This is a genomic window from Bradyrhizobium sp. CCGE-LA001 (assembly GCF_000296215.2).
Taxonomy (GTDB): domain Bacteria; phylum Pseudomonadota; class Alphaproteobacteria; order Rhizobiales; family Xanthobacteraceae; genus Bradyrhizobium.
Map to the genome: position 1 here is coordinate 6726935 of NZ_CP013949.1, position 16843 is coordinate 6743777.

Here is a 16843-nt window from a genome sequence, read left to right on the forward strand (position 1 = left end):
GGAGTGATTGTTGCGGCCTGAACTTTGCGAGGATACTTAATGCCGACGATTTTGGAACTTGCTTCGCAAGCGCCTTTGCATCCGTGATAACATCAATGCCGACGGATCCGTTGGCCCTGCTACGGCGTAGGCCCATCCTCTGCGGCAGCTTCCGGCAGCAATCGTCTGTCGATCACAGCTCGAGTATCTATGCCAGCAGCTGCAACGAATGCGGGGAGCTTATCACCAGAAACGCTGTGATCCTCATTACGCAAGCGACCTAGGCCAGGAGCTTCCATTGGGAAGCAGGCAGCCCAGCCAACAGACACGCCGAGCTCGTGCGCTCGTTGGCAACAATTGGGGAAATCGCCTCTCTACCGCGTACGCGTAGCCATGCGGAGTACTAAGGAAGTCGTTCTGTGAGGCCTTGCGCCGCAATGCGACTAAAATTCAGGACTGGGCTGAGCGATGCTGAGCAGCTTCTCACGGGCGAAGCCCAGTCGAGTTAGAAAGATCAGCGCAGATCCGCCCAGCACATAACGCGGGGGAATTGTTTCATTGATTTTCAGGTCGATTGCAAATCGACTGACCAGCCATAGCTCGCCAAAGTAATCGCGGCCGCGAGTGCGCTGGCCCGTGGCGTTTGATGGACATGTTAAGCTTGCTGTCGCTTCTCACGTGCCCAAGCGCATCTCCTTCGAAGTGCCGCGCGGTCGGCCTCGTTAGCGAAGCCGCCACCTGAGCGCGCAAATCAGCTGCGACACTGCAGGCGGAGGCACGCCTGCCGCAGTGGCAAAATCAGCTTTGTTGTTCACTTTAGGATATGTCTCGACCTAAATCGTTAGTGGAATGTCGGCAAAGCCAACAGGCCCGGGTAAGCTTCCAACACTCGTGCCAAACAGATCGGTCAGCTTCTCGCCCCCAATTTGCCCAGTGAAGACTTCATGCTTAGTACCGCCGAGAGGAATCCTGGCAGCGGCATTATGCCACTATTTGCTCGCCACCTGCCCGCCCGGCCGGTTGACGTTTGATTTCGACAATGACGAGACGAACCAACTTTTCGCCCGTAAGTTGCCATCGCCCCAACCAACCTTTGGTTGCGATCTTCGGCGCGCCCCGCTATCATTCCCGGATATTGAAGTGTTGGTGAGTTATTATGGCGACAAATTATTCTCCCCTGACCATCAATCGCCATCTTGATGCCCGCCTCCGCAGCATTCAGACGGCCGCTATCCAGGGCGATGCCGCGCGCCAGGAACTCGGCGGGCTGCTGCAGCAAGCCTTACAGCTGGAATTTGCGACGATCCCGACCTATCTGTCGGCAGTTTTCAGCCTGACGACCGCAAATACCAAGATCTCCGAGTTGATCCTGCGGGCGGCCATTGAAGAGATGCTTCATATGACCGCGGTGGCTAATCTCATGAACGCCATTGGCGTCGCGCCCGACATCGTGTCCGCGGTGCCCGACTATCCCTGTCAGCTGACCATTCTTGACCCGCCGCTCAAGCTCGATCTCCGTTCTTTTTCGTATGATCTGGTCAAAGATCTTTTCATGCAGATCGAAACGCCGGAGGATCCAGTCCATTTTCCAATGGCCCTCGCCGCAGGTCGGCCTAGAACGATCGGGCAATTCTATGAGGGCATCATCGAGATCATCGATCGTGACACCATTCCCGGATTGTTCGATCACGCCACGCGCGATGCGTACAAGCAAAGGGAGGTCGTTCCGAATTTCAGGCCGATCGCCTATCTCAGCAACCAGGACACCCACGCCTACCCGCTGAAGAACGACATCAACTTCAGGATCACGGACAAGGCGTCCGCCGTCCGGCATCTGCGCTGGGTCGTCGGTCAGGGCGAGGGGACGGCCCCCTTCGACCCGCTCACCGCCGAAGGCATTCCCGCGCACTTTTACCGGTTCGAGTCGATCATCAAGCAGCGTTTTCTCATCAAGGACGAAAGGGTCAAGACACTCGGATATTCCTTTTCGGGCGGCGATCTGCCGTTTGACGAGGGCGGCGTGCACGAATTCCGTACCAACGCCAAAACCGCGGACTTTGAGGCCTATCCAACCGTCCGCCGGCAGATGAAGCGTTTCAACGATTACTACGCCAGCATGATCAACGCATTGCAGCAGGCCTTCAACTGCCCGTCCCCGGAGCAGCAACCGCAGGCGAAGGCGGCCTATGACGACGCGATGGCGACCATGCAGACCATGCCCAACCAGGCCTCAGCGATCATTCAAAACGCGAAGCAGAAAAATGTAATGGCCGGCATTCCATTCGAGTTCACCAAGCCGCCGATCTCCTGACGGCGTCCGTCGATAGGCGTCCCCAAACCGGAGGTATGAATTGATGGCATTCCCAGACGATCTGACAGGTGTCGCAGCCTTTAAGATTCATCCGGCCATCGGCTGTGCCCGGCTGGCCAGCAACAAGGATTATTACGAGTTCTTCGAGCAAGAGAAAAAGCGGGAGGCCGACCCGCAAAGCGTAAAGTACATGTCGCTGCGTGACGGCAAGCACTGGATCATGCGGCAGGCGGTGAGGTTCAGGATATTCGCGTACGACAACCAGGGCCGCGAGATCGGGGAATTGACGGGCGATATCATGACCAGGCTGGGGCTACGCGCGACCTGGACCGCGAATGTAGCCAATCGGAAGCTCAACGTCTGGTCCCAGGGAGCAACGCCCGCGGTCGAGGCGCAGGCTTCCGCCACCGCTGGTGAGAGCAAGCGCCTTGAGGGCGACAATCCTTGGCGCCCGGGCAAGGTCTGGCTCGGGGACATCACGGGCGATGGCCTGTTCATCCCGCCCATGGGCGGGGCGTACCGAAAGACCGCCGACACCTCTATTCCGCCCTACGGTGCTCATCGGAACGACAATGGCATCCTGGACACCACATCCGATGGCTCGATTAATGTCAGCCTGGCCGGCGCCGGCAACATTCCGATCGTGCCCGCTTGCGTCATCGTCGCCCCGCAGGATCATTCCCCCGACGTGGGCCCGGGCCAGATCGACAATCTACAGAACAAAGATTTCGTGAAGCAGACGAGGACGCTTCTGAACATTCCGCAGAATGCCAGCCTTACCGGGGTCGGCTATGCCATGGACATCGCGATGATGAAAACCATGAATGCCGATTACAACCCGGGCATGGAAATCTGCCTCGACGGAGGACCCGCGTTGCGCAATCCCGCCAGCGCTTTCTTTCCGCGAGGACAGCAGTACATCGACGACAACGAGATTCGGCCGAGCTATGCGACCGCAAAGCCGGGTCAGCTAACCGCGGGACTTTGCTCGGCCTGGCAGACCGATCTAAGCGCCTGCCTGAACTACTGGACGTCGACCTATCCCAATCATGTGTCATTCCCCGATACGGAACCGGAGACACGGGTTCTGGCGCGAAAGCAATTTGCAGCCGCTGGCCCGCGTATCAACAACCCCGATTGGCTCAACGCCAACATTGACATGATGGAAATCGCCCGCGACGTCGAGAATGATATCAACTTCCTGCACGGGACGGAGCGGGACGCCAATGACACCGCCGGCGACGAACCGGTGGCGCCATTCCCGGTGGAAGCCGTGCAGCTGCCGCCGGGAGCGTAGCGATGGCGATCGCCGGCCCCGTCGAGGAGATCGATCGCCACGCTCACACGCGGCCGCGCTCGGCAAAGCTCCATTTCTTCGAAAGTGCGGTGGGCCACTTCGCTCTCGACGTCGAGAGCGGAACTATCCATCCGCTGCCCGCGGCGCACGCCAACGTCCTGGACGCAACGTTGCGTCTGGGGGACCCCAATCGCGCCGAGTTGGCGGCTCTCGCATTCGGTATCGCGACCCCGGCGGCGATGCAGACCGGCGCGCCGGCAAGCGTGCCCGTGAAGGCCATATCACTCGCGGTCGCGCAGACGTGCAACCTCGGCTGCACCTATTGCTATGCGCAGCAGGGAACATTCGGCGGAGCGGCAGGCAGTATGCCCCCCGACGTAGCGAGAGCTGCGATCGACCGGCTGGTTGGCGAGGCCGCTTCAGGCGAAAGCCTGACCCTGGCGTTCATGGGCGGAGAGCCGCTGGTCAACCGGAAGACGTTGCACGCTTCGACCCGGTATGCCGCTGCCGCTGCCGCCGCGCGTGGCATCCGGATCGGCTTCGCCATGACGACGAATGCCACCTTGCTAAACGACGAGGACATCGCGCTGTTTAAGGAATACGGCTTCATATTGACGATAAGTCTGGACGGCCTGCAGGCAACGCATGACAACCTGCGTCCGTATCGCTCAGGCAAAGGCAGTTTCGAGCAAGTTGCAAGGAATGTGAAAGCGCTTCTGGCCGCGGAGGAACGGCGCTATCGCGTATTGGCGCGCGTCACCGTGACGCCGAAAAACCTAGATCTCCCCGAGATTATGGTCGGTCTGCTGGACATGGGCTTCGACGCCATCATGTTTTCGCCCATGCTCAGCGCGCCCACCGGCGAGGACGAGATGGACACTGCTGACCTCGATCAATTGCTCGCGCAATTGATCAGGTGTGGCGACAACTTTCGTGACACCTTGCGACAGGGCCGCATCCTGCCGTTCTCGAACATCATCACGACCCTTCAGCGCATCCACTACCAACAGCGGGATCAGTATCCCTGCGGCGCCGGCGGCGGATATATGGGCGTGTCCGCGAAAGGCGGACTGTATGCCTGCCATCGCTTCGTCAATGACGAGGATGGCCTGATGGGCGATGTGTTCACCGGCGTGGATCAGGTCAGGCAGTCCAATTGGCTCGACAGCCGCCACCTTCAGAAGCAATCCCCCTGCGGCACGTGCTGGGCGCGCTACCTCTGCTCTGGAAGCTGCCACTACGAGTCGATCAAGCGCGGGCGGCCGGCCTGCGACTACATTCGCGGGTGGTTGAACTACTGCCTTGTCCTTTACACTGAACTGTTGCGGACCAATCCAGAAAGTTTGAGGCGTATCATGACGATCCATTGATTTCTCTTGCTTCGGACAAAGCATGGAATTTGTCGCCGAGCATGATGTCGTGATCCTGGGGGCCGGGCAGGCGGGAGCCTCGGCCGCTATCCGGCTGGCGCAAATGGGCCTCGACGTTGGGCTGCTCGAGCGCCTTCAATTTCCGCGCGGCCATGTCGGCATCTGCATATCGGATGAAACGGTCGCGCTGATCGATTACCTCGGCCTTGGCCGCGAGTTCGACGATGCGCAGTTCTGGCGCCGCCATCTCACGGCCGTGCGGTGGGGAGACCCAGAGGCAAGGCTCGTTCCGCAACAGGGATACCATGTGGATCGCGCCGTGCTCGACGAACTCATGTTGCGCCGAGCACGTTCGGTGGGCGCGAGGATTTATCAGCCGGCTCAACTCCAGGAAGTGAGGCGGCTGGAGGATTTTGGCTGGAGCGTAACGATCGCTGCCAACGAGCGACGACAGCGCCTGAAGGCGCAATTCATCGTCGACGCAGCCGGACGGCGCCCCGCCATCTCAGGCGCGCGCATCAAGGATGGCCCACCGCTGGTATCGATCCATGCGAACTGGGCGCCTTCGAGGACGATCGCGTTCGACGGATTGATCGAAGCCGGGGAGGATGCCTGGCTCTGGTACGCCCAGACGGGGCACAATCAGGCGGTGGTATCTGTCTTCTGCGATCCGCGCAGCCTCAGAGCAGGCAAGGCAGACGGCATGCAAGCGCAGTACGCCGGCGTGCTCCGGCAATTCCGCGCTTTGCGGCCGCAGCAATTGGGAGAACAAAGTTCCGTTCCGCAAGTCTGCGATGCTACCAGTCACCACGCCGAGGATCCCGTCGGCGACGGTTACATCCGGCTCGGGGATGCGTGTTTCAGCGTCGACCCGCTTTCGTCGCAAGGCGTCCATCTGGCATTGCAGTCGGGCCTGCAAGGCTCAATCGTCGTCAATACCATCCTGAGAAAGCCGGAAAACACCGAAGCAGCCCAGCAGTTCTTTTTAATGCGGACCGGGGAGCGGATCGGTCGTTATACAGGCAGGACGAAGCAGGAATATGCGCGCGTCGCGGCCATCTATCCGAACGCATTCTGGCGCGCGCGTGCGGGCGATGCCTCCGTTCCAATGGCCGGCGACCTCGATTCAATTGTGGAATCGCCGCCGCGCGCAGCATCCGACCGGGTCGCCGTCTCGCCCGATGTCTCGCTCGGCGCAGCGCCTGTGATCGATGGCGTCTTCGTGCAGGTCCGGCAGGTCGTCAGGCACCCCAATATCAACGGTGACGTTGCTTACGTCGAGGGCGTCGATTTGGCTCGCTTGCTTTCGGCTCTGCCGCAGCGGTTCGCGTATTGCGACATTCCCAAGTTTTGGCGAGATCACGTTCCGTCGGCTACCGGCGACAGGATCGCGTCATGGCTATGGAGCAAGAACGTCCTCGTGCGCGCCGTCTAAGAAACGGAAACTCACCGCGCAGCCGTCGCGATCTGCTCGTCAAAAGCCGCGCGCTGGGCAGCTTCCGCAGGCTGCCACCTCGTCTATCGATGCCCAGGATCGCGCCGACCAGACCCGCTCTCCCGAAAAGGAACAAGCAGAGCAAACTCGACGAAAGTGAAACGAGCACCTTACCTTCCGAAAAGGCTTTCCATCCCAACCGCAGTAGCGATCGCTGAGGAGACAGTTGCGCATCGCTTTCGCGTGTATTATATTGCTATAGGTTATTTAGATTGTGCGTGGCGGAAGCCCCAAGGCTCCCCCCCGATGTTTCAAATCGCATCTCGAAGCTTTTCGGCTAACGAAATAGCGTACCTTTTCTGCGGGCCAGAGAGGAACGGCTATGAATTCCAGTTATCGGATTGCTCATTGCGATGACCTGCAACGCAGCAGCGGGGCGGCCGAATACAAAAATTACCGGATATTCCAGTATGTGCGATGCAACGGTTGCAGTCGTCGTATCAGGGGAGATTGCCGCAAGCGATGAAAACCGGGCTTGTGTCTCAAGAATTGCAAGAAACTCGCCCGGGAACCGCAAAGCTTCAGAGCAATGTCTCTGATCATTCCTGAGGTGAGCCATTACTCTTTAGCCTTCGATCTAGACCGATTAGGTGGGAACTCCATTCAATTAGGAGGGATTCATGGCGAAGCGATCGACACGCCGAACCGGTGAGCAGGCTACAGCTACGCAACGCCTCGGCACCGTGGTGCGGTTTACGCCACAGGCGGCCCGCACGGGTGTCAGACAGCTCGAAGGAAGTGGTTTTCGCGTGGCATCATCGAAGGATTTCCGCTCAGCTAACGCAGTGCCAAATGACTTCGATGGCGCTGATGTACAGTACTTCGAGCGCTTCGGAATCGCCATCGTCAGGCGGGACGGCGAACGGTTGAAGCCCATGGTGGAAAAGGCCATGCAGCATAAAACCGTAAGCTCCGTTCGGCCCGAGCGGACGTATCGCGCTCTTGGTGCAGCCGGAATGCAACGCGCCGAGATTGGGCGAGCGTCATTCGCTGGCCTCGCCACATTGGATCAGGATTACCTACGAGGCTACCGCGACGGCATTAATGAGTTGGTTGATCGCCTGCTGGGCAAGGACGTGGTGGAGGGCGAGCTGGCGGCCGTGCCGCGGGTTGACGAGACAGCGGCCACGTGGGGATTGCAAGCGACCAGAGTCATTGGCAGCAGTCTGACGGGCGCCGGCATCAGGGTCGCGGTACTCGATACCGGCTTCGATCACACTCACCAGGATTTCGTCGGTCGTGCCGTCACGAAGAAGCTGTTTGCGAGCCGCAGTAGCGAAGATGATATGGTCGGCCATGGCACACACTGCATCGGTACCGCTTGCGGTCCGATGCGTCCGACCACGGGCCCGCGCTACGGCATTGCCTACGAGGCGGAAATCTACGCCGGAAAAGTCCTGGGTGACGACGGTTTCGGCACCGATCGCTCGATCATCGCCGGCATGGATTGGGCGCTGGATCAGAACTGCCAAATCATTTCGATGTCGCTCGGCGCCACGACGCGACTTGGAGACCAGCCAAGCGACGATTACGAGCAGATCGGACAGGTCTGTCTGGACGCAGGGACACTGGTGATCGCCGCCGCCGGCAACGACAGCACACGTCCACAGCGGATCGCCCCACTCGGTTCGCCGGCAAATGCGTCCACGATTATGGCGGTGGCGGCCGTGGATAATGCCTTCCGCATTGCCTCGTTCTCGTGCGGTGGAATGAACCCCAACCAAGACGTCGACATTGCCGCACCTGGTGTTGCCATACTTTCGAGCTTACCTGGAAATAAGTACGATCGCTGGGATGGAACCAGCATGGCCACTCCCCATGTAAGTGGGATTGCAGCTTTACTTGCGCAGTCCAATAATGCATTTCGAGGCTGGGCGTTGTGGGCGCGCCTGCTCCAGATCTCCAAGCCGCTGCGGTTTCCGCCGCGTGACATTGGTAAAGGATTTGCGCAGGCGCCACCTTCGTAGGCCTCTAATCTGGACGATGTATGAATGGTCGAAAAAGTTGACGTCACGATCCGAATAGAGAAGTCAGAGCAAAATCGAATGGACGAGATCGTCGACGCCCTCAAGGTGAGTGGGCTCGGCGACGTCGAAAGCCATAAGAGGTTTATGATTGTCAACGGTAGCGTCAACGCGGACGGCCTTGCTGAACTCCGCAAGGTGAAGGGCGTTGCGTCGGTTCATCAAGACAGCACCTATAAGACGCAGAAACGTTGAGAAGCGCTGCGTTGCGCCCCCCAACGTGTCGTGACGCAGCTGGGCGATTGCGGTGCTCAGGGACGCCGGCGCCATTGCGAATGCGAGCCGCATGGCTGGATGCAGAGCCACGCCGATAGGTAGGCCCGCGGGAGCTGATTTCAGATCGCTCGGACGGATCGCCGGCCGGCATGTTCATCGACATGGCTGTGCTGCCGCGTTTTCGTCAAGGTGCGAGCAGTGATCCCTGCCCTTTTACCGTCGGCGGATTGAAGCTGACTTGGCACCGTTCTGAACGTCTGGATCCGTTTTGGCGGCTCTGAAAGCAGCAACTCCGCCACTCGCAGGAAGTCCTGGTCCAGTTCCTCTCAGGGTTCAGCCTCGTTATCGTCACGTCTCCGTCGCTGGATCGGCAACGACACATGCGTCGTTGCCCGTGTCCTTCTTAATCACCGCTCCTCCGCTAGCCGCCCAAAGGACTGCGGCTGCGGCGGCATCCGGAACACAGATCCGCACTGAACTCCGTACATTGGAACTTTTGGATGCGGCGGGGTGAGTCCCGTCCTGTAGGACTCCAGGGTCAGGACTTACCCGACCAACGCCGGAAGGTTCTTGGCGGTCAGCTGCGTCGAAGGATAGCCGTCGAACTCCGTTGTGCAGCTGAAAAGACCGTCGTCCTGAGCATTGATCGTCATGCGACCGGTCACGACCGTGAGAGGGGCGACCTCTTCCCAACGGTAGTGAACCCCAGATCGTTGGCCCACCTACCCGCAAGCTCGCGCGCCCCAAGCATTCGTGCTGCCGCGGGAGGATGGTCCTCACTGGAGCACCGGCTGAACGATATGAGTGCCATTCGCATCCTGCAGTCCCATTGAACAAATAGATCGTCTGATCGTTTGCGGCGTTGGCGCTAACGGCCTGGTCCTCTGAGCACGAACGAGGCGATATCCACCTCGACAAGGATTGCCGTCCCTCGCCTCCGCCGCGACTTCGATTGCCGGGCTCCTAGTTGCTCTGCTGGAGCAAGGAAAGGCATCAGCCGATATCGTCGGCCACGACGCTTAGCCGCCAGTCGATCTATCGCATCCGCGACGAGCGCGCCGCTGCGGAAGCATCGCTTGCAAACTGGGGTCCAGAGACGGCTCCTTCATCCGCTCCTGAAGGGATACAGCGCCCCTCCTGGGAGAAAACTTTGTCGAGACAATACTTTGTGTTCGAGGTGATCGCGCGATCCCGACTATCTCCCTCTCCGCGTAGAACCACGAAGGTATATTAGCTGGCGCAATCCGAAGAGCTGCTCTCTGCCAACGAGGTTGCATATGGCGATTGAAAATCATTAAGTTGTTTTGGGTAAGATAGAGCGTGCAGTTATCGTGAGAGAAGAACGCTCGCTGCTCCTGCTCATGGGTCACGCCGCTTATGTATTAAACGTCCTCTCCTATTTTCATGACGCGCAAATCCGCCTTAACTTCAGCTAGATCATCTTGCTTTTCCGTCTGACGATCAGATCATTGATAGTGTCACGTTGCGCGCGCAAGGTGACAAGCTGGTCACGTGGTGCCCGAACGTCAGCAGCAGCAGCAGCAACAACCCGATCTCGTTCCCGCGCAAATTGTTCATGCTGCACCTGCGCCTGCGCCATATCCTCAAGAGCCGCGAGTAAATTAACTGTTTCGGGAATCGCTCTCCGGAGCCCCAGCCTCCGAGGTCAACGCCGCCCCCACTCCTCGACAAACGATCGAGTCCCTCAGAGCAGAATTTCCATGTCACGAAGTCGCCGCTTAGATCCGTCAAGGCGCTTTGCTGCTGATCAGGATCCTGAGAAGCCCCGTCCATTTATCCGCCGAACGATAAGTTGAATGATACGCTCGCCGAGGACGGAAGCCTCCGCGTCGTCAATCGCGTCTCACCCCCTAGTGAACTCCCAAAGCGACGCCTATCGCGCCAAAAGATTGGATTATCATCCGCACCTGAAGCCGACGACAATGTGCTTCTCGTCGACAAGAACATTGAGCCGATCGCCGCGCACGTCGGCGCTGGTGGGGATGCCCGGTCCGCTTGGTCTAACGGTTTTCGCTCCAGCAATAAGCCGCACTTCCTCGGCGAGTTCTGCCGAAAAAGGCTTGCCGATCATGCGGCGGCACGGATCCGGGTCGCAGGCCTGCGCAGGCACGGCCAATAGAAGCGCAACCAGCAGCACCGGCCAGCAGATCCTTCTCAAGGCAAATGCTCCCGCATTCGATCCGCCGCGCGCACATCCTGTTGATACAATCGAGCATCGCGGCTAAGTTGTGCATCGTCAATTGGGATTTTCTCATGCAATTGAAAAACGGAAAATCGTTTTTTGTTGCGGTCTCCCTGGGCATCATTTCAATCGCTCTGGGCAGTATCGCTGTCGTAGCACAGACCGAACTGCGGCCGGTCGATCCGATCACCGATCCCGGCGACTGCGTCGGGCCGGGTTGCCCCAGGACGCACGGCCTCGATGGGGTGGCGGCCGGCGCCGCGGCACCGGCCCGCGCCGGACGCAGCCTTGCCCCGATCGTGGATGGCGGCACCTGCACCGGGCCTGGTTGCGCGCGACGCGCGGGCAATCCAGCGGCCGCTAGTGCAGCATCGCCCGCCGGTGCTGCAGCTCCCGCGCCACCGGCTGCGGGATGGTCCGATGGTGGCGTGAACGTGATCGTGGTCCCGGTGCCCCGGAGTCCACCCGGTACAAATGGCCCCAACATCATCGTCGTGCCGGGCACGCCGGTCGGCCCGTCGTCTCCACGATCGAACGTTGATCCGGATCGGCAACCCGCATCCGCGACGACGCATGTCGTACCGCAGGGCGGGACGGCCGTGATCATCGCCGACCCCAGTGTCGCAATCTCCCAGCGTGAGCAGCCGCGGTCAGCTGCGGCGGCGATGCCACGGCACGGAGCCGGTCCGCAGACCTTCGACAGCGGCCTGACCGACTGCGACATTCCATTTGACGAATTGGCTAACCGCGCAAGGTCCTGCACGGCAGGCCCGGCTGCCGCGGGCCGCCGCTGCGAGCAATACTCGCTGTCGCAGTTCACTGAGGTCGTGCAGATGAGCATGTACAACAGCGCCGCCGGCCGCTGGGATGCGCTGTGCACCGGCACGTTGATTTCGCCGCAATGGGTCCTGACGGCGGCCCATTGCCTGATCGAGGACGATCCCCCGAGCAAGCGAGGCGCCAATTCGGGCGCTGACCTCATCATGGGCGCGGAGGAACTCCTCCAATTCCGGATCACCGCGGACAACGCCGTCACGCTCACCGCGACTGAACGCGAACGCAAGCTGTCGCGCGCGATTGTCTATGGCCGCTATGGCGGCTCCGCCAAGATCAACGATATCTACTATTCCGATGATCTCGCGCTGCTGCAACTGTCCTCGCCATATCCGGCGGATCCGGTCGAAACGGCTCGCCTGGCGAGTCCCGGAGGCTTTCTTCCAGACGCTACGATCGCGGGCTATGGCTTCTCGAACGCCGACCAGGGCACGCTCGGTCGCTTCAATCTGACCTGGCCGGTGCCGCTGCAGAAAGATGCCGGCGGTCAGTACAGGTTCAAGCCCGGCCAGGGCGACCGTCATAGGAGCGCCTTTTGTCAGGGCGATTCCGGCGGGCCGGTGCTGGCAGGGCGCAATCGAGGTTGTCGGCGAAGCGACAAGAGCAGGGAATTTCGCCCACGGTACATTCAGGGCGTCATTTCCTACAACACGCTAGTTCGCCCTGAGTTTGGCAGCCCCGAGATGCAATGGGCGCACGCCTGCATGAACGCGGAATCGATGGCGATGCAGGATGTGACGATCAACGAGAGGCGGAGCTGGATTTGCGAGCGAACCGATCTTGAAGCCGGCGGATGCTGATGCGTGAAAATAACGCCTTGCGGCTGCTCTAGCGCAGGGATATGTTGAATGCATTGTCAACTTTAGATTTTGAGGGTGTGATATGCGTCAACACCTATTCGCATCCGTTGCGGCGCTCTCTGTCGTGCTGTCGCCATGCCTTTTGCATTCAGAAGAAAATCCGGCGAGCAGTCTGGCGGGGAAGTGGACCTATCGAAGCTTTCACAACAACCCGACGCCGGTCGCGGATGATCCGAACACGGCCGCGGAGAAAGCGCTGGCGCTGATTTTCGCGGAAGCCGTCTTCACCTTTGAGATCCCGACGAGCACCACGTTGAAGGGAGCGATCGACTGGCCGGGTGGCGGGCTCGATCTGCAAGGCACCGTCAAGCAGGACCCCGTCACGGGAGCGCCGATGGTGGAGATCGTGGGCCTCGGGCGTCCCGGCACCGGCACTGCCAACTGGGAATATGACTATCGCGGCCAGCTCAACTATCGATGGCCGGCTGGCGTCAACCAGGTGCCTGCGCTCGTCGGCAGCGTGATTCGTGCGAAGCCGCACGATGGCGCCCCGGCTGGCTATGTGGCCTCGTTCATCGCCGTGAAGCGGTCCTAAAGGCGCGATCACCGGCTTCAGGGATTGCTCGGACCAGACCGATCATTCGAGGTATTGCCATGCCGACTCGCCTTTCATCGCAGGATCTCCTGACCAAGATAGGCTTTGGAAGGACAATCCGCACCGCTACCTTGAGCAGGACTCTCAAGGGCATGTTTTTGCTCGCCGCAGCTCAGCTCGCCGGCACCGAGTTCGCATTGGGGCAGGCCGTGGAGCGCATCGCCGTGGATCCGCCTGTTGCCAACGCCGAGCGTCTATCACCGCGTGTGGGCGCGCCGGCACCGACGGCCGCTGGAGCGCCGTCGCGGGCCGGGCCGGTTGCCGGCGGAGAAGCGGTGATCAACCTGAACATCCAATACACGGACGCCAAGATCTATAATCCGGGGCTCGGTCAATACGACTCGGTGAAATTGCGCTCCTATCGCGATGTTCGGGAAGTCGAGGCGCCGAAAGTCCCCTTCGTCGCACCGACGATAGAGATCGACCCCGGCGAGACCGTGCGGATCACGCTGAACAACGACAAGCTGCCCGCCGACCCGCGATGCCCGCCGACCGATCCAGATGTCAACCATCCGAATTGCTTCAACCGGACCAACCTGCATGCGCACGGTCTTTGGGTCAGCCCCGCAGGGAACAGCGACAATGTCCTGCTCAGCATCAATCAGGGCGTCAGCTTTCAGTACGAGTACAACCTGCCGCCGGATCATCCGGCGGGGACATACTGGTATCATCCGCACAGGCACGGTTCGACGGCGCTTCAGGTGGCGAGCGGCATGGCCGGCGTGCTGATCGTCCGGGGCAATCGCCCGCCGGGCCCTGACGGTCGTGGTGACATCGATACCCTGTTGCGCAACAGCGATGGAACGAAATACCGCGAACGCGTCATCCTGCTGCAGCAGATCCAGTACGCGTGCCGGGATGCCAACGGTCAGATCAAACAGGATGCTAACGGTCTCTACATCTGCGCCCCGACGGATGTTGGCGGCATCGAGGGTTATGATCAGTTCGGCCCGACGACGTGGCGAAAGTCCGGCCGTTACACCAGCATCAATGGTGAGGTGATCCCAACCTTTGCCGGTGCCCTGGCCGGTGCGATCGAGCGCTGGCGCATCGTCCATGCCGGCGTGAGGGATACGGTCAATCTGCAATTCAAGAAGATGCGGGCGAACGCCGATCCCTATGCGGTGATGGCAGCACCGCAGCAGGAGGACTGGGTGGCGCGCAACTGTCCCGGTAACGATCTGCTCCCGCAATTCCCTGTCGCCGCCGATGGGTTGACGCGTTCGCAGATCGTCGAGCGCTCCACTACTACGCTTCAGCCGGGCTATCGCGAGGACATGCTCGTGGTCTTCCCGGAGGCCGGCGATTATTGTGTGCTCGACGGCGCGGCGCCCGCCACCAGTACCGTGAACAGCCAGGCGAAGAGCCGTCAGTTTCTCGGCAAAGTGTCCGTTGCCGCGGGCGCCGCCGTCGCCGATCCCAAGGCGTACATCCAGGCGCAGCTCGTCGCGGCTGCCGACAGCTTCATGCCCGTGTCCGCGCGCCAGAAGGTGCGCAACGATCTGACAAACGGCCTTCGCCTCGATTCATTCGTCCCGCACGCCGCGATTGCCGATACCGATATCAAGCCTCCGCAGCGGGAGGCCAAATTCGAGATCGGGGCGGCGGGCTTCCAGATCAACGGCAATCCTTACAAGCCGGACCGCATTGACCAGTTGCTGCCGCTTGGCGGTATCGAGGAATGGAAATTGTCCACTGTCAATGCGTTCGGACATCCGTTCCATATCCACGTCAATCCGTTTCAGATCGCCAAGATCATCAAAGACTCCACCGGCCAGGATGTGAGCGTGAGCGGCGATGCCGACGAGCCGCAATACGCCAACCTGAAGGGCGTATGGAAAGACACACTGTTCGTCCGCCAAGGATACACCGCCTACGTTTACACTCGCTATCGCCGCTACATCGGAGACTTCGTCCTACATTGCCATATCCTGGATCATGAGGACCAGGGCATGATGCAGAACGTCCGTATCGGCATTCCCGACGGGACGGGTGGGATCGCAGCGGCACATCACAACCATTAAGCGCGACGAAACGCCAAATGGATGGGAGAGAACTATGACCCTTACCGTTCGTCCTTCTCTGACTCGCCGCGATCTGCTAGCCGCAGCAGCCGCGCTCGCGACATCGCAGGCTTTTCCGTCCGTCGCCTCGGCCCAGACCCCAAAATTCCGCCGCTGGGAGATCACCGACCCGGCGATGCCTCCGCGTGTTCTTGCCAGCTACAAGGCAGGGATCACAAAAATGCTGGCCTTGCCTCCAACCGATCCGCGGAACTGGTATCGTAACGCGATCGTTCATCTCCTCGACTGCCCGCATGGCAATTGGTGGTTCCTGGGTTGGCATCGCGCATATCTCGGCTGGCTGGAGATGACGCTGCGCGATCTCTCCGGCGATCCGGAGTTTGCCTTGCCCTACTGGGACTGGACCAAGACGCAGCGCGTACCGCTGGCGATGTTTGAGGGTGTGCTTGATCCCAACAACGGCGCATTCATCCCGACGTTCGAGAAATTCAAGACAGCCTTCGAGCCAGCCGTCACGGCGCTCTATGCGTCGTTTTCGCCCGAACAGAAGGGAGCGCTGGCGCTCCGGCCGTTTCCATTCACCACGCCGGCCGATTTCTGGCAGGTTTTGCCGCAAGTTTTCTTCAATCAGCCGAGTGCGCGAGGTCTGACGGCGACCAATCCGGATCTCGATTCCAACACGAGGTTGTCGGTCGGGATGAGCACGATACGCAGTGCGTTGCGGACCTCCCGGTTCGCCGGCAGCGGCGCTCCCGGCGCTCCGGCCGGCTTCCAGAGCGCGAAGGCTGCCAACCATAGCGGTGGCAGCATCAAGGGCATTCTCGAGAGCGGCCCCCACGACAACGTGCACGGCGCCATGGGTGGCGGCGGAGATGCCTTCATGATCTCCTTCTTTTCCCCGGTGGACCCCATCTTCTTCCTGCATCATGGCAATCTGGATCGGCTGTGGACGGTCTGGACGCGCCGGCAGACTGCGCTCGGACGTCCAATCCTTCCGCAGGGCGCCGATCTCACCGCGTGGTCCGACGAGAAGTTCCTGTTCTTTAGCAATGCAAAGGGCGAGCCGGTCTTGCAAAACAAGGCCGGTGACTACGCAGCGACTGATCTGTTTGACTACGATTATTCGCCGGGTTCGGGCGACGATCAGGTGCCGGCGCCGGGTCCGATGGCGGAAGCTTCACCGCAGGTATTTTCCGCCCAAGTGACATCCGCTGCGGTCGGAGCTTCGACCGCGGCCGGCGGTATCGCCAACGTGCCGGCGGCCGCTCTGGGAGCGACTGCTTCCGCCGACACCAGCCCTGTGGTGGAGATTACCATGAACCTCGGTCATGATGACGCTGGCCGCCGCTTTCGCGTGCTGGTGTCCGCCGGTTCGGGCAGTACGCCAGTTGCGGCCGGCGCGATCACTGTCTTCGGCCATCCCCATCACGGCCCGACAACATTTACGGTGCCGCTGCCGGATTCGCTGGCTTCGGCCGCGACCGGGGCAACCGTTCCGCTCGATGTGCGTGTCGTGCCGATCGGCACTCCGCCTCGTCCCGGTGTGGCCGCGACTGCAGCCGCAGCACCAGCACCTCTTGTCAGCGCGATCCGAATTAGGACAGACTAGCGATCAATGCGAGCGGGCTTGTCGAC

11 protein-coding genes are annotated in these 16843 nt (G+C 60.5%); 10 read left to right on the forward strand and 1 reads right to left on the reverse strand.

Annotated elements, in window-relative coordinates:
• Positions 1 to 1135: 1135 nt before the first annotated feature.
• The 6 genes from BCCGELA001_RS30785 to BCCGELA001_RS30810 all read left to right on the forward strand — a co-directional run bounded on the left by BCCGELA001_RS30785 (position 1136) and on the right by BCCGELA001_RS30810 (position 8671).
• Positions 1136 to 2290, forward strand: a complete 1155-nt coding sequence (locus BCCGELA001_RS30785; RefSeq protein WP_008545533.1) for a ferritin-like domain-containing protein — start codon at positions 1136 to 1138, stop codon at positions 2288 to 2290.
• Between the two features lie 43 nt (positions 2291 to 2333).
• Positions 2334 to 3587, forward strand: a complete 1254-nt coding sequence (locus BCCGELA001_RS30790; RefSeq protein ID WP_008545534.1) for a LodA/GoxA family CTQ-dependent oxidase — start codon at positions 2334 to 2336, stop codon at positions 3585 to 3587.
• 2 nt (positions 3588 to 3589) lie between these two features.
• Entirely contained in the window at positions 3590 to 4957 is a 1368-nt protein-coding gene (locus tag BCCGELA001_RS30795) for a radical SAM/SPASM domain-containing protein (RefSeq protein ID WP_060737011.1), read from the forward strand.
• Between the two features lie 22 nt (positions 4958 to 4979).
• Positions 4980 to 6392: a flavin-dependent monooxygenase QhpG gene (gene qhpG / locus BCCGELA001_RS30800; RefSeq protein WP_008545536.1), complete on the forward strand. Its 1413-nt coding sequence runs from the start codon at positions 4980 to 4982 to the stop codon at positions 6390 to 6392.
• Between the two features lie 680 nt (positions 6393 to 7072).
• A complete protein-coding gene (locus BCCGELA001_RS30805) occupies positions 7073 to 8419 on the forward strand; it encodes a S8 family peptidase (RefSeq protein WP_060737012.1) in 1347 nt (448 codons plus the stop codon).
• A gap of 24 nt (positions 8420 to 8443) precedes the next feature.
• Positions 8444 to 8671, forward strand: coding sequence for a hypothetical protein (locus tag BCCGELA001_RS30810; RefSeq protein ID WP_060737013.1), 228 nt, complete (start codon positions 8444 to 8446; stop codon positions 8669 to 8671).
• 1939 nt (positions 8672 to 10610) lie between these two features.
• On the opposite strand, the gene BCCGELA001_RS30815 is transcribed toward BCCGELA001_RS30810, so the two are convergent.
• Positions 10611 to 10850, reverse strand: coding sequence for an I78 family peptidase inhibitor (locus BCCGELA001_RS30815; RefSeq protein ID WP_060737014.1), 240 nt, complete (start codon positions 10848 to 10850; stop codon positions 10611 to 10613).
• 116 nt (positions 10851 to 10966) lie between these two features.
• On the opposite strand from BCCGELA001_RS30815, the gene BCCGELA001_RS30820 reads away from it, so the two are divergent.
• The 4 genes from BCCGELA001_RS30820 (at position 10967) to BCCGELA001_RS30835 (ending at position 16817) form a co-directional block, all read left to right on the forward strand.
• The gene (locus tag BCCGELA001_RS30820) at positions 10967 to 12529 is read left to right on the forward strand and encodes a trypsin-like serine protease (protein WP_158511661.1); all 1563 of its coding nucleotides are present in this window, start codon (positions 10967 to 10969) and stop codon (positions 12527 to 12529) included.
• An 82-nt stretch (positions 12530 to 12611) separates the two neighbouring features.
• Positions 12612 to 13124, forward strand: a complete 513-nt coding sequence (locus BCCGELA001_RS30825; RefSeq protein WP_236840789.1) for a hypothetical protein — start codon at positions 12612 to 12614, stop codon at positions 13122 to 13124.
• 152 nt (positions 13125 to 13276) lie between these two features.
• Positions 13277 to 15208: a multicopper oxidase family protein gene (locus tag BCCGELA001_RS30830; RefSeq protein WP_008545549.1), complete on the forward strand. Its 1932-nt coding sequence runs from the start codon at positions 13277 to 13279 to the stop codon at positions 15206 to 15208.
• Between the two features lie 34 nt (positions 15209 to 15242).
• A complete protein-coding gene (locus BCCGELA001_RS30835) occupies positions 15243 to 16817 on the forward strand; it encodes a tyrosinase family protein (RefSeq protein WP_008545552.1) in 1575 nt (524 codons plus the stop codon).
• Positions 16818 to 16843: the final 26 nt, after the last annotated feature.